The organism is Bradyrhizobium sp. CCBAU 25360, from assembly GCF_028128695.1.
Taxonomy (GTDB): domain Bacteria; phylum Pseudomonadota; class Alphaproteobacteria; order Rhizobiales; family Xanthobacteraceae; genus Bradyrhizobium; species Bradyrhizobium ottawaense.
Genome location: NZ_LBJA01000001.1, coordinates 988,831 through 1,001,883 on the forward strand (window position 1 = coordinate 988,831; position 13,053 = coordinate 1,001,883).

Sequence of the window (13,053 nt, forward strand, 5' to 3'; positions counted from 1 at the left end):
GCCAACTTGAGTTCTCTCTACGTTACGAGAAACACTATCGCAATTGTCTCAAGGGTTGGATTTCTTTTGGGAGAGGCTGAGTTTCCAAGAGGTTGCGCCCTGCGAGGGTTTGCCGGAGACTATCGATAAGGCCTCGCAGACTAGCGGAGAGGCAATGGAGCGATAACCACACAAGTGGTGAAGGTCCGTCTGCTCGCCTGTAGCATTCTTCCATTGAGAGGTGTTTTGTGAAGTCGTGTTCAATCCTCGTCCTCCTCCGGCGTCCGCAGCGGATCAGGACTCGGAAACAGTTCCCGCTCCCGAAGGGCCGCCCCGATCCCCTCAGCCGTTAGTTCGCCCTCCAACCGCAATAAGCGCGCCTCGGCCCACTCCAACATTCGGGCCAGTTCGCCGGAGGCATGCTTCATCAAGTCGCCGCGCGACCTCGCGACAAACGGTCTGAGCTCGTTGACCTCTGCTAAAATCGCAACGAGTCGCTTGAAAAACGAGCCGCGCTCTTCCTCCCGCTCCTCGCGCGCTCGCGCCAATGCTGCAAGACGTCGTTCCCGCTCCCATCGGCGCTCACGGCGTTCAAATTCTTCGCCCCTGGCTTTGACCCCAGCTAAATAGGCCACGATCCCGCCGACAATGGAGTTGATGAGATTTTCGAGTCGTTGCCGGCGTCCATCGGCCCAGTTGCGGCGTAGTTCGACATACTTGTTCTCGATTTGAAGGCCCAGTTCGCCGGATCGGACAAAATCGAACGCCGGATAGGCACGCTTGGTGTCGAAGGACCAGAGATTTGCGCGTTTGTCGCGTTCCCGATTCCGTTTCTGCCGCTCTTCAAGCGCGAGCTCCTTCACCGTCGGCACGTGAGCGCCTTTCGATCCGCTCAATCAGGGAAAACGTCAGGTCGTCCGGCGCGACTGCGACCCGCATGTGACCACCGAGCAACTCCATGGTCAGTCCACGCGAAACGCGCGAGCGCATCACGAATCGTGATCACACGCTCAACACTTTCTATGCTAATTTCGATTCCGCAATTGCCCGGCCCACTGGCGCTTACGACACCCTTGCGGTTAGGTTTGGCTTTCCGCAAAGCCTTTGCGGCTGGTGCGACTGATGGATGAACCTGGATCGGACGCATCTGCGCAACGGCGGCTAGGGGCAGCTTCATCTTTGGGGTGGCCTTTTGGCGCTGGCGTCCCCGCTCCAGGACCCCTCGAACCTCGGGCGCCAAATTGCGTTCTAAGCCGAAGATGGTGATCTGCTCGTGTTGCGGATCGGCCGGGCCGTGGAACGGAATCTGCCTGGCTTGTTTGCCTGCCGATTTCTTGGCCCAATAGCCGCGCGCCGGCGTCGGCACGCGATGCTTGTCGCAGATCTTTTTCAAGGCAACATCAGATATTCCAAAACCGTCAGCGACTTTGGTCATCGGCTGCGACCACACTAGATCGTACATTGCTCGCCGGGTGAGTTCGTGCTCGGGCATAGCGCTTGTGCGGACCAGTTCTGGCAATTGCAAATCTTCACGTCAGGAGGAACACCGATCGAAGGGTCCTTCCGAGGTCCACACCCCACACGGCCCAAACGCGCCCCAGAATTTCTCCAGAGGCAAAGCTGAGAAACTGGGTTGACACGATTGACACCTTGACAGCCTACCACAAGTAAAACTCGACGGCAGGTTCATTCTGCTACCTCTTAGGTACTCTTCGTCGGAGCAGACTTCCCAATGCTGACCACTGATAAGGTTTCGTATGAAATCTAATCAGAAAAGAGGGCTAGTGTAGCCGCTCCAAACTCCGCTGCAATCCTCCGCGACGAAGTGTATGTTACCTAATTGCGGTTGGAGGCCTGGGTCAAGGACCACATGAAATCGAGTTGCATGAATAGGCGTTCGCCATTTTGGTTGAGAAACCAGTCCGTCGGGGGCGGTCCAACGATGAAAGCAAAATTCAGACCCCCGCCGTTCTTATCGATGGTCGCGAACGCGTGGCACGTGATGCAAGATGATCTTGCTTGGATAGCTTCCAGCTTGCTGTTGGCAAGCTTCGTCGGAACGCCCTTCGTGTCAACGAAGTCTGTCTGCGTTCCCCTTAATCGATAGTTCTCCCATTTGGTCCCTTGGAGTCCGATGCCCGTCGGCGCCTGTTCGCAATCGTGGGGCGCCGTTGGGCATGCAAAACGATCGACCGACTTGAGCTCCCACGCTCCGCCCTGCTTGTTGTCGATATGCTCGAACGTCATCCACAACCAGTTGGGGAGGTCTTTGGTGCTGATGTGCAGCGCTGTCAATCCCCAGACCTCCTTGCTACCGCCCGCCCTGGAAACCTCAGTCCAGTGATATCTGCTCTTATCGGCCTCGTTTGTTAGCTTGCGCCAAGTCGCCTTGATCTCCTTCGTATTTGGAGGAAATTTCAGAATTTCGATTCCTTCATTGACCCTCTTGATCTGTCCTTCGATATTGAAGAGTTCCTTTTCCTTTATGAACGCATAAGCGGTCTCGTTCAACCGAACTTCGTTGCCTCCATCGGCGACAGGTTCGTCGAACTGTGGAGAGATCCCGGCCGACAATGGCCCTCTCGGACGAAGTGCAAACCCTGTCATCTTTTTAACGGGGGCTCGGACGAATTCTCGCTCCTCCCGGGCCACCACGGGCCCTGCACCGCCGCCCAACCAAGGGCCGGGATCCGCACCATCTCGCCGGAACACTGTGTCCGGCGCGTCGGGGCGAACGTTTCTCCAAGTTTCCCAGACGACAGGCCCTGGCGCTCCGAATAGTTTGCTGGAATCCGCTTGCTTGCCAGCGACATTGGCGGGCCAATTGAGAGCGACAAAAACCTTCCAGGCGTAACGATCGCTGTCGAACAAAGCCGCACTCGTGTCCTGCGGCTCCTTCCATGGCTCTGCGGCTGGCTGCGAATGGGCGGATGAGGTTGCACCCACGAATAAAGCAATTACAGTTCCGAGCAGTCCACGATTGACTCGCATAAAAACCTCCTCGTAAAAATTGCTCGTGATGAATTAAAGTCCGGGAAATTTGACTTTAGCCTGCGCCTTTGACGGTCCAGCGCCAGGTTTGAAATAGGTGAGTTCAGCGTCGGCGTCGGCTGGAGCTGCGGGAGCCTCAAACCAGAAATTATAGGAGGTCCCCCACCGGATGGCATTCGCCCCCTCGTTTTCCGAGAACGCCTGGGTTGACCAGCCGATCCGACCATCGCTTGTCAATGATACCCAAGGATCGTTCGACAGTGTCGCATCGCCGTGTGAACGCACCGCGCTGAATCCGATGTTTGAAACGGCAACACTTCCTATCGGAATGCTGAACGACCGGACGCCTCGCTCGCTGTTCATGTTGTAGATGGCATATTCATATCGATAAGTCGTGCGCGATAGTCTGATGACATTGCTGGCAACAATGACCGTGCCGTCATCCGGTGCGCCGCTCACTCTGCTGAATTCTGCATAAGGCCAGGCGCGAATAGCGGGTAACTCGCGGCGGGTCGGATGATTACTTGGATCGACATTCTCGATCGAGAATTTTCCGTCGACATTCCGCGTCACGCGCACTTCAAGATGTGAAACGTTGTTGTCGCCGTTGCCGGCTGCGGAGTCGTCGGCCGCGACGTACTGTCCTTCGACAAAATAGCGTGCGCCGGTCACCGCGAGATCCGACTCGCTTACTTGAAGCCCGTGGTCGATCCCCGAAGGCGATGGCTGAAACGCGCTGAGCTCCTGCGCAGCCTTCTGGCCGTCATAGAAACCCGTGGTTGGATTGATCAGGCGGCGCGAACCAAGATCGGGGCCCTGGTTGGTATTGGCGCCGTAGGGGTCAGAGCATCCTACGCCCAAACCGCTCCCGCTCGGATTGGCTTGGCAACCAAATCCGCAGACGTTCTGCTGAAGCGCCACGAATCCGTGCTTCACCCAAGACTGACCGATCTGGGTCATGCGTCCGTCGAGCAGACGGTACATGTTCATGGAGATAACAGGGTGCTTGTTGTCTGGGAGCTTCAGCCAATTGAGCACCGAATCGCCGGCATTGCAGGAAGTCGTGCCGACCGTCAACGCGGCGATGCCATTGGACTGTGCATACACGCGGGCGCCAACTAGCTCACCCAAAATAACATCCGGTCCTCCGGCGTTCGCCCGATGAGTAGGAGGGCAGGTCGCCAGTGCAAGTGTCATTAACGTCAAGCAGACTAAGCTTCTCATGGAATTCCTCCCCCGCCTGATGAAACATTGAACCGACCGATCTCAGCCCACCATCTACTCTTCCGTTGAGACGACGAGCGAATAGCTCTGTCCTCCTGTAGGGGATCCGATCTTCGTCGCGCGCACCGCAGCGCTCCAGTTGCCGGCGACGGGATTGTCGACAGTCACCTGTTCGACCACATTGCGATGGTCGACGCCGCGCCCGGCAACTTCGTTTTCCTTTCCGGGTACCGTATTGAGAATGAACGGCAGATGCTGCTCCGCGCTCGGAGAAACCAGGAGCAGATCCAGATCGTTGGTAAGCGCTTCGGAAGTGAAGGGGCCGGTTGCCCTGTCATCCCACGCGAGTGTTACTTTCAGACGCTTGCGGTTCGGCGGCACGACCACAACGCGTGTCTGAATTTCATTCTCACGAGCCACCGTCGCTTGAAAAAATGCTTTCTGATCCATCAAGGTCAGAGTCGGTATCAATCGAACGCGACCGAAGCCATAGACGAAATCGGGCCCTGGTCTTCCGAGGTCTTCCGCGCCGTGAATCAGCAAAGCCTTGTATGTTGAAGGGTAGACGTCCGACTTCTGGAAGCCGAGTTTACCCATCTTTTCGATCAAAAGCGCTACTGTGCCGGCTACTGCCGGCGCGGCCATCGATGTACCGCACATCCGTCCGATGCCGGTGGCCGGAACCGCCGACACAATACCCTGCTCCCCTGCTCCCAATTGCCGGCAGCCAGGCGCGACGACATCCGGCTTGATCCGTCCGTCCGCTGTCGGTCCCCATGATGAGAACTCCGTCATATTGTTGTTGTCGGCATCGATCGCACCGACCGTAATGACATTCTTGCCGGTCCCAGGGGGAGTAATCGATCGGAAGTTCGGAAATCCGAGCGCAAGGCTCATGCCGCAAATGCCGTCATTGCGAGCGTTCCCGGCCGAGAAGATGATTGGGATGCGGCGAACGGTCTGGTTGCCTCTTTCTCCGCTAGCGATCGCGTCGAATTCGGCGGTCCCCAGCGGCGAATAGGTCGCAAGTTGGCTACAATTCTGCGAAGTCAGATTCAGGCCCCACGAATTGTTCACCAGATCTATTGCCAGTGGCTTTTCGATCAGCAGCCCGAGAAGCTCATGATCTGCTTCGATAAAGTCGAATGAAAGAATTTCCGCCTTAGGCGCGATGCCCGGATAATGATCCTCCGTATCGCCTGTGGCAGCGGGTCCGGCAGGCGCTGACGCAGCGTCAGCCAGTATCGTTCTCTTGACCTCGTCTCCAAACGCCGGCAGTGCGCCTTCTTTATTTGATGCGCCGTCGCCGGCGATTATCGGCGCCGAAAATTCCCCATTGCCTGCGATAGTGCCCGCAACGTGGGTCGAATGCTGATGATCGTGACGCAATACGCCACGCTCACGATCCAGATCCACCGACAGCCGCCCGGTGAAGGAAGGATGGTCTTCGGCGACATGTCCACCGTCCCACACGCCGACACGGACGCCGGCTCCAGTCAAGAAGTGGGGGGCTTTCGCCGCGAGGTCAGCGCCGATATTCCGGTCGACGTGGGTGTTTTGCAGTGTGGGCGTGAACACCGGCTCGATGAACTTGACGCTCTTGAGCTTCGCAAGCTCTTGAATGGCGCTGACGCTCTTGACAGTCAGTTCGAATTTTTGAGTAAACGGGCTTACCCGTGTGATTTCTCCGAACGCTGCGATCTGGGGTTTCGCGGCTTCGAGGTTGACGTCTGGCCAAACCTGCACGCTGACTTTGATCGGAGAAGCGGCCGGCAGCGCGGCCCCTTCCTCTTGCGGCGAAGGACTGCCGAGAAGGGATGGATCCACCTTGATATGAGCGTTCTTCTCATCGAGCGCCACGACATGCTGGATAGAATTGATGCCTGCGGACGCCGTCGCGAGCTGGCTTGTGAGCGTCTGCTGAACCCTCGCCGTATAGACTGTGCCTCCGACAAATTCCTCGACGACGATGCCCTTGGCGGCAAGTTGTCGGGACTCTGCATCGGATAGCCGGCGTTCAAAGCCGAGGAGCACCCTGTCGCTCTCGATCGGCTTTGGCGCGGGAGCAGGAAGGGCGGCTGCCCCGCCGGATTCGTCCGTGATCGCCGGAGTTTGCTCGGGGCGGCCGACCTTTGCCGCCCCCTTTGCCTTCTTCAAACCCGGCAGGTCCTTTTGCGAGGGCGCAGCCTGCGCAGGTTTTGGGGCTTGCACGGGCTCAAGCGTGACCGGCCCGGTGCGCAGCTGAATGGTCTTACTGAAACCAGCATCCTGGGCTGCTACCGGAGCGACAGCACTAAGGGAAACAAGACAGATCATCAAACACCGGTGGCGCATGCAGCTACCCCTCGAGGTTGAGGCGTCTCCATTCGTCTCGTCGCGGCGGAACCATTGCTCCGGGCGCGAAGAACCTATTGCCACAAGCATCGGTTGGGCGGCGCCGCCATTTCGCGTCGAGCCCTGAACGGGATAGAATACACAAAGTCAGTCTGCATGAAGAACGGTTTGCCGTCCTTCAAATACCAGCTGGGGAACGGGGGCCCCCGTTCGTCGTCCCCCGTCTTGTCTCTCAATAATGCAAGCGCCATGGGCTGTGTTGGCCCCACCGTACCATCCGGCGATCCGTGCGCCGTGGCGTGACAGGTGATGCAGGAAGATTTCTGGAAACCGAATTCAATGTAATGGTCAGACAGTATCGACGCTTTTCCGGTCGAAGTGACAAAATCGGTCTGGGTGCCACCGAGAACGTAGTTTTCCCACACTGTCCCCTTCAGCTGAGCGGGTTGGCCGTGGTTATCAAAGAGTTCGAACGGGTTAGCCGGCGCATCCTTGTGGTGGAAGGTCGCCCAAAACCAATTCGGAACATCCTTGGTCAGAACGTGTAGCGTGGTCAGCCCGTATAACTTGTCGCCCTCTCGCGCCGTGTAGTAGCGGCGGGGCTTTCCCTCCCCAATCGCCTGCGGCGTGAACTCAAGCCAAACGGCCTTTACTTCAATTGAGTCTGCCGGAAACACAAGCAATGGCTTTTTCCCATCGACGAATGCCTTTGCGTAACGCCCAAGGCCATCGGAACTCCACAAGCAGTTCTGCTTGATAAACTCATAAGTCACCTTGTTCATATGGGTTTCGCCGATTCCCCCGCTGTCGGTGAATACTCCTTGGTTGGGTCCCGTATCGATCTGGATACTCGGCCGGGCACTGTCTCCCGCTACCCTCGGTTCGTTTCGCGCAACGTGAAAGGTTTCCTCTGGCGTCTGACCAACACCTCCGGTGCCAGTCGGGAGACTGAGGTCGGCCCATTGTGGGGGTTCGGAGCCATCACGTAAGAAAACTTCGGTACGCGCCAAGCGCCACGTCTCCCAAACCGAAGTTGTGCCAGGGGCCCCGAACGGTTTCGCGCAGTCAGGCGACCCCCGTGCGATCGTCTTGTCGGCAGAGGGATGATTGAGAACCATGAACAGATTCCACGCATGGCGGCTCGGAAAATCTAGCGCATCCACACGCTGCGGCATCGTCCTGCAATGATTAATCGATTCCGCCGTTGCCGCGCCGGAATCGACAAGGATGGCAACTCCCAACAATGGCCAAAGGAAATGTGATCTGCTCAAAAACTCTAAATAAGGCACCTGAAAATACCTTGCTGACTAAGGAGCGGCACATCTAAACTCAACTTGAGAAAACAATAAAGAGGTTTTTATCGTGACACGTGTAATTTCATTTACAGATGTGAAAACAATCCTAGATAGAGCGATTGATGCTTGGCGTGAGCGAAACGGTAGACCGCCACTTCTTTCGACCCATGGTCCGGAATTCGGATGGAATTCACTTGACGAACTTCTGCACAGCGAAGCATTCGGCAATCCGTTGATACAGCCGGATGTAATCGGAACGGACGCGGCTGCAAACGCCAATATCATTGCTGCGTTGACGCACGGCTTAACCGGCTTTCCTCGCATGCCCGTCGGAGGCCCCTTCCTTTCGGAAGAGGATGTCCAGACAATTGAAACTTGGATCAAGGCTGGCTGTCCACAGTGAGCTCGTCCGCGGACCATGACAAATGGCATCATCTCCCCTCACGCTCTCACCTTGACTGACAACAAACTTCGCGACCTAAGGCGACCGTTACGAAATGACGAAGCAGCCGGATGGGCGCGATAAGTACTGCGACGGGATGACGACCAGCGTGCCGGCGTCTAATACTCGTCGTACCGACTGCCGACACGGCGGCTACGTCATTTCGAACAAAATCGAGGACAGCACTACTAAGCAGACGGCTTGCCTGCGCAAACTCGTTCTCGGACCTCCCATAAAGCAGGAGCTGGCATACTCATAGGCGACCCTGATAGCGACGAAGACCTTTCAAAGGCTATAAAGCCTCATCGACCTTGGGCGTTTTAAACACGACCTGCGCGGCGAGCGCGGTTTTAATTTAGAAGCGTTGCGTGAAGTCACGGATCGGCGTCCGCTGGTTCAAATATCTTTCCGAGTCCCCGTCCGCCGATAGATCAGCTCGTCCTAAGCTATACTTTCGACTGCTAGCCTAGCGGGGAAGTCCTAGCCACAAATCACTACGCACAAATTTTCATGACCCGCGCGACAACAGATCGCAGCGTCAACATCAGCATCGCTCTTTTTGGGTGGACACATGAAGAGCAACGGTCCGCGAGTGCGGGAAACGTTATTGGTTCATTTCAGTATGAAGAAACACGTTGTCACCATGATTGAGTTTCGCAATCGTTTCATCCACAAGCGGACCCGGTTTGCCGGCATCCCGGTCGTCACGGCCCAGGACAACATCGTTGCCGATGAAATGCAGGTCGGCGTCAAGGGCCTGTTCGCTTCCATGTTCCTCAGGGATCTCGCGCACAAGACCCGGCGCGGCCAGGCGGGTGTAGTCCGCGACGGCCGCCATAACGGCGGTCGCAGCTACTTCTATCGCCCGGTGCTCGGCAAAGCCGGCGAGCTTGAGCTCGACGCCACCGCCATGTGAAAGAGGTTGAGGATGCCGCTCTTAGTCTCAATTTAATCATGGCAAATTTCTTGAGTTTGCGCCCTATCATCGAGTCTTATCTCTCATCAGAACCCTAGCCCCTTGCGCTCGCGCGGCGGTTGCGATTGGATCAAGCTTAGAACCCCGCCCCTCAACCCTTCATAGCCCATGTCCATCAGATTTGGCGTTCTACTCCTCGGAGCCGTGCCGGTCGGCACTGGACTGAAGGGCGCAGTGCGCGGGTTTGCGGACGTTCAGGGTACGGACGTGGCGGTCGTCGCCAAGAAGCTGCCAGACGCTGAAATCCTCGGCGAGATCTACTGCTCCCTTTTGTGCCGCGCGGTCGGCCTTCCGGCGCCCGAGCCCTTGCTCCTGAAGGATGAGGCCACAGGCGCGTGGATGTTTGGGTCCGTCGATCTTCCGCACCCCAGCTGCTCGCAGTTCCTGAACTTCGACCCCAAGAGCCCCCAGTCGCAAGCAATGCTCGGAGAATTGCTCGGAAAATGGCCAGCCCTCCCAAAGGTCGCGGCCTTCGACGAGTGGATCAACAACCGGGATCGAAACCTTCAGAACATCCTCTGGCAGGACGAGAACACGTTTGCCTTGATCGACCATGGGAAGGCGCTCAACCTCGATCCGAACTACGCCGACCGCAACGTGATGATCGAATGCTGGCTCGCCTTTGTGGCCAACGGCGATGAAGTGGCACAGCAGCGGCTGAAACGCGATGCACTTCGGTTTGCGGGCTTGTTCGATGACGCCCAGGCGCGTGATTGCGCCGCGGATCTCGTCGGGGCCACTGGACCTGAGCTGCCCCAAGCATTCGCCACTTTTGTATGCGATCGTCTAGCGAACATCGTTAACCACATCGGGCTAAGCTTCCCCAACTCGCAGCTTAGGATGCAGCTATGAGCATCAAACTCGATGTCCAAACGGCGCCTTCCTACCGGGCCAGCTGGGCGCCAGTATTCTTCGAACCTATCACGGGCTCGGGTGAGCGCATCACCGTGGGCATTGTGGTCTCTGATGCGGCCGGCGGAGAAGTGAAGCGAACGGTGCGCGATGAAGTTCTTTAAGGCACTATATGGGTCGAAGCGGGCACACCTGTCCCAGATAATCGATTTCGTGCTGACGGCGCTGCGGTCGCAAATAGGCGTGGCGCCCCCCATTATTCCGCTGACCGGCTTCTCACTTGGCTCTTGGCACGAGGCATCCTCTCGTGCCGAACGATATGGCGTGTTGCGTCAGGCCGTCTATCGATCGTGCTCCATGGCCAGTCTCGACGACCTCGATGCGCAAGAGGACCAAATCACTGCTCAAGAAGGCACCAAGCGGTGGCAGGCGCAAGTGCGGCAAAGCGTTATCGAGCGCCGCCCGGAGCTCGCCAACAATTTCAAATGCGATGTGCAACTCATCTCTAACGGCTTGCCTCCGCGCATCGGATTTCTTCACGAGGGTCGAGGCGCCAACTTTGCGACGCTGCGTCCGAATGGACTATCTGCATCGGTTGGCACCGTGCGCGGCAAGCTCTACGAGTTGGTCATGGTCAAGCGTGAAGGCTTTGTGAGCCGCGGCGCAGTGATCTTGGGCGCACCACGCGAAGACGACATCACTTACCCTGAGAAGGCATTGCAAGCGACAATGCGAGCGATCGCAGAGCTCAAACACGAAGCGGCCAAAGATGATCTCGAACTGATCCCGGCGCACAGCGTGCCCGAAGCTGCGGATCGGGTTCTGGCGCTGGCTGCATAGCCCACCCGCATTCACCCGCAGCCGGCCGAGGGTGTTCGCCATACCGCGCGTCGATCATGTGATTGCAATAAAACGATTCACGAATTGTTTCAGCGCCATCGATCTACGCTCGCGTCAGAGTCGCGAATTGAGTCCCATCAACGACTTACGCTGATCCGTCCACACGACGCCCAGATGCGCGCTCCGCGATTGCGGCCGGAATCCTCACCCGGATAGACTCGCCGCGGCAGAGGGGGCTTTGGTGTTATCCCGTTTAAAGCAGCGGATAGAAGTGCTCGCCGGTCTCGATCCGAAGATCGGCGGCAATGAGCAATTCCTGTTCGGGATGCTCATCGGCGCGGTCCTGACGGTTTGTTTCTATCTGGCCGCATTCTCGCCCCGCAGCTAGTTCCGCTCCAGTGACGTCGGGAACTCGCAAGGCGTTCACGCATTCCCTTTGCAAACATCCTATCGAGACGAACAGGAGGAGATAGGAAATGAAAATCCTATTAGCAACGTTTGTCGCGTTGTCGGCACTTACGACGTCGGTTTTGCCGGTCGACGCCCAAGGCTATTATCGAAGGGGCTATGGCTTGGACGAGTCGGGTCGGAGCACAGACCCGAATTGCTATCGTGGACGACACCAAGTGTACGTTTGCGGCGGCCGGGATCGTGATTTTGATGATGATCGCGGCTATTACGGCCGCCGCAGGTCGTCCGGCCTCGATCAGTATGGACGCAGCATGGATCCAAATTGCTATCGCCGCGGCGGCTATGTCTGCTGACGCTAGTTGGCCGATACTTCGGTTGGCCTCAGAAAGACTCGGAGCACCCCGGCGTCGATTAGAACGAGGCTGGCGATGGACGCTTGCACACAAGCCGCAAGAAACACGTTCATCTCACGCCCCCGCAGCGCTCATCGCACCTTTTCCGCGGCCAGGTTGCAGAATGTGCCGCCGGTGTTGAAAGCCCCGGTCACGCCGATGAACCGGAAGCCGGCAGCGTCAGCTATCACTACTCGATTTGTCTACCTCGGAGGACAACTGCACCTTGCACCACCGACCGACCAGGGCGGAGCTCAGAAGAGCTACACGATCGTGATCACTGTTGGACCGACCGCCATGTTGTCGATGTCGCTCAGGGACCGGCAGGTGCTTAGATGAGTCGACTCCTGTTTATGGCCGCCGTTCTTCTTGGCGGCACAAACGTCATTCATGCCTCTTGCTACGCCCCCTCGGCACCGTACTGCTCCGCGCGCTATGGAGCGTTCGACGATCAAGATGAGTTCGATCGGTGCCGCCGAGAAATGACGAATTACCAGATTGAAGCACAAGACTTCCTCGCTTGCATCCGACGTGAAACGGAGGAGCTAAAGCGCAAGTCCGACAGTGTCATCGACGAGTACAACAATGCGGTCGAGGGGTTCAATCGAAGGGCGCGAGGATGACATCCTCAAAGTCAGCTTCGCACATTCGATGAGCGGGAACTCGGGGCGCTGGGTTAACTCAGCAAACCGGGGCGGGCTGCATAGTCCACGTAGATCGTTTCACCCGGTTCATTTGACCGTGCGAAGGCCGCACCGATCGGGTTCGCGGCGGCCTTCGTCGAACCGGCGGGGTCGCCTCACTTGCGGTCCTGCGACATGGTGATCTGGCAATCCCATCTTCCGAGCGACCGCTTGCAGCGCTTTGGCATATTCGGGATTGCCACTCGCCCCTGCGGCGGGTTCGGCAGGTTGAAGCAAAGAGCGAGCTCGCCTTCCCCGTCCGCCAACTTCGCCAGCACTGGCTCGGGGCGGTACGCAGCGACGCTAGGGTCCGAATACAATTGGTCGACCTCGGCGTGAGTACGCCGCATAATCGTGCCGTAGACTACGCCGTCCGTGCTTGCGACCAGGGTGGCACGTGCACCGAGCGTAAGCGCAAAACGCTCGACATAGGCCTGCCTGACTTGGCGCGGCCGTAGCCCTTTGGCTTCTAGGGCCTGGGGATCCATAAACAATCCATAGAAGAAGATTGTGACCTGCTCCGCCATGAAGGCATTCTAGCCGTTCCTGGCGCCAAGAAAAGCCCGAGCCGCTAGGAAGCCGACGGTGTCTCAACGTTTGCGCCATCGCAGGACCCGGCACAGTTGGACACATC

The 13,053-nt window shown here is 57.6% G+C and carries 13 protein-coding genes; 6 read left to right on the forward strand and 7 right to left on the reverse strand.

Annotation, left to right across the window (positions count from 1 at the left end):
* Positions 1–239: 239 nt before the first annotated feature.
* The 6 genes from XH81_RS04235 to XH81_RS04260 form a co-directional block, all read right to left on the reverse strand.
* Positions 240–851, reverse strand: coding sequence for a hypothetical protein (locus XH81_RS04235; protein ID WP_271595898.1), 612 nt, complete (start codon positions 849–851; stop codon positions 240–242).
* Positions 852–871: 20 nt separating this feature from the next.
* Positions 872–1,414 (reverse strand): hypothetical protein, encoded by a 543-nt coding sequence (locus XH81_RS04240; protein ID WP_271595899.1) that lies wholly within the window; start codon positions 1,412–1,414, stop codon positions 872–874.
* Between the two features lie 401 nt (positions 1,415–1,815).
* Positions 1,816–2,970: a hypothetical protein gene (locus XH81_RS04245; protein ID WP_271595900.1), complete on the reverse strand. Its 1,155-nt coding sequence runs from the start codon at positions 2,968–2,970 to the stop codon at positions 1,816–1,818.
* A 33-nt stretch (positions 2,971–3,003) separates the two neighbouring features.
* On the reverse strand, positions 3,004–4,194 hold the full coding sequence (locus XH81_RS04250) for a hypothetical protein (protein WP_271595901.1): 1,191 nt from the start codon (positions 4,192–4,194) through the stop codon (positions 3,004–3,006).
* Between the two features lie 54 nt (positions 4,195–4,248).
* Positions 4,249–6,510 (reverse strand): S8 family serine peptidase, encoded by a 2,262-nt coding sequence (locus XH81_RS04255; RefSeq protein WP_271595902.1) that lies wholly within the window; start codon positions 6,508–6,510, stop codon positions 4,249–4,251.
* Between the two features lie 92 nt (positions 6,511–6,602).
* Positions 6,603–7,538 (reverse strand): hypothetical protein, encoded by a 936-nt coding sequence (locus XH81_RS04260; protein WP_271595903.1) that lies wholly within the window; start codon positions 7,536–7,538, stop codon positions 6,603–6,605.
* Positions 7,539–7,890: 352 nt separating this feature from the next.
* Here XH81_RS04260 and XH81_RS04265 point away from each other — a divergent pair, with 352 nt between their 5' ends.
* From XH81_RS04265 to XH81_RS04290, 6 genes are all read left to right on the forward strand, one after another.
* On the forward strand, positions 7,891–8,226 hold the full coding sequence (locus tag XH81_RS04265; RefSeq protein ID WP_271595904.1) for a hypothetical protein: 336 nt from the start codon (positions 7,891–7,893) through the stop codon (positions 8,224–8,226).
* Positions 8,227–8,836: 610 nt separating this feature from the next.
* A complete protein-coding gene (locus XH81_RS04270) occupies positions 8,837–9,181 on the forward strand; it encodes a hypothetical protein (RefSeq protein ID WP_271595905.1) in 345 nt (114 codons plus the stop codon).
* Between the two features lie 267 nt (positions 9,182–9,448).
* A complete protein-coding gene (locus XH81_RS04275; RefSeq protein WP_271595906.1) occupies positions 9,449–10,093 on the forward strand; it encodes a HipA family kinase in 645 nt (214 codons plus the stop codon).
* The gene (locus tag XH81_RS04280; RefSeq protein ID WP_271595907.1) at positions 10,090–10,257 is read left to right on the forward strand and encodes a hypothetical protein; all 168 of its coding nucleotides are present in this window, start codon (positions 10,090–10,092) and stop codon (positions 10,255–10,257) included. The genes XH81_RS04275 and XH81_RS04280 overlap by 4 nt, the downstream gene beginning before the upstream one ends.
* The gene (locus XH81_RS04285; protein WP_271595908.1) at positions 10,244–10,933 is read left to right on the forward strand and encodes a hypothetical protein; all 690 of its coding nucleotides are present in this window, start codon (positions 10,244–10,246) and stop codon (positions 10,931–10,933) included. Before XH81_RS04280 ends, XH81_RS04285 begins: the two co-directional genes overlap by 14 nt.
* 1,138 nt (positions 10,934–12,071) lie before the next feature.
* Positions 12,072–12,359, forward strand: a complete 288-nt coding sequence (locus XH81_RS04290; RefSeq protein WP_271595909.1) for a hypothetical protein — start codon at positions 12,072–12,074, stop codon at positions 12,357–12,359.
* 176 nt (positions 12,360–12,535) lie between these two features.
* Here XH81_RS04290 and XH81_RS04295 read toward each other — a convergent pair whose 3' ends face one another.
* Positions 12,536–12,946: a gamma-glutamylcyclotransferase family protein gene (locus XH81_RS04295; RefSeq protein ID WP_271595910.1), complete on the reverse strand. Its 411-nt coding sequence runs from the start codon at positions 12,944–12,946 to the stop codon at positions 12,536–12,538.
* Positions 12,947–13,053: the final 107 nt, after the last annotated feature.

Coding starts and splice junctions, on each gene's coding strand:
- XH81_RS04240 (WP_271595899.1), bottom strand. CDS start 1,414: ATGACCAAAGTCGCTGACGGTTTTGGAATATCTGATGTTGCCTTGAAA.
- XH81_RS04245 (WP_271595900.1), bottom strand. CDS start 2,970: ATGCGAGTCAATCGTGGACTGCTCGGAACTGTAATTGCTTTATTCGTG.
- XH81_RS04250 (WP_271595901.1), bottom strand. CDS start 4,194: ATGAGAAGCTTAGTCTGCTTGACGTTAATGACACTTGCACTGGCGACC.
- XH81_RS04255 (WP_271595902.1), bottom strand. CDS start 6,510: ATGATCTGTCTTGTTTCCCTTAGTGCTGTCGCTCCGGTAGCAGCCCAG.
- XH81_RS04270 (WP_271595905.1), top strand. CDS start 8,837: ATGAAGAGCAACGGTCCGCGAGTGCGGGAAACGTTATTGGTTCATTTC.
- XH81_RS04280 (WP_271595907.1), top strand. CDS start 10,090: ATGAGCATCAAACTCGATGTCCAAACGGCGCCTTCCTACCGGGCCAGC.
- XH81_RS04285 (WP_271595908.1), top strand. CDS start 10,244: ATGAAGTTCTTTAAGGCACTATATGGGTCGAAGCGGGCACACCTGTCC.
- XH81_RS04290 (WP_271595909.1), top strand. CDS start 12,072: ATGAGTCGACTCCTGTTTATGGCCGCCGTTCTTCTTGGCGGCACAAAC.
- XH81_RS04295 (WP_271595910.1), bottom strand. CDS start 12,946: ATGGCGGAGCAGGTCACAATCTTCTTCTATGGATTGTTTATGGATCCC.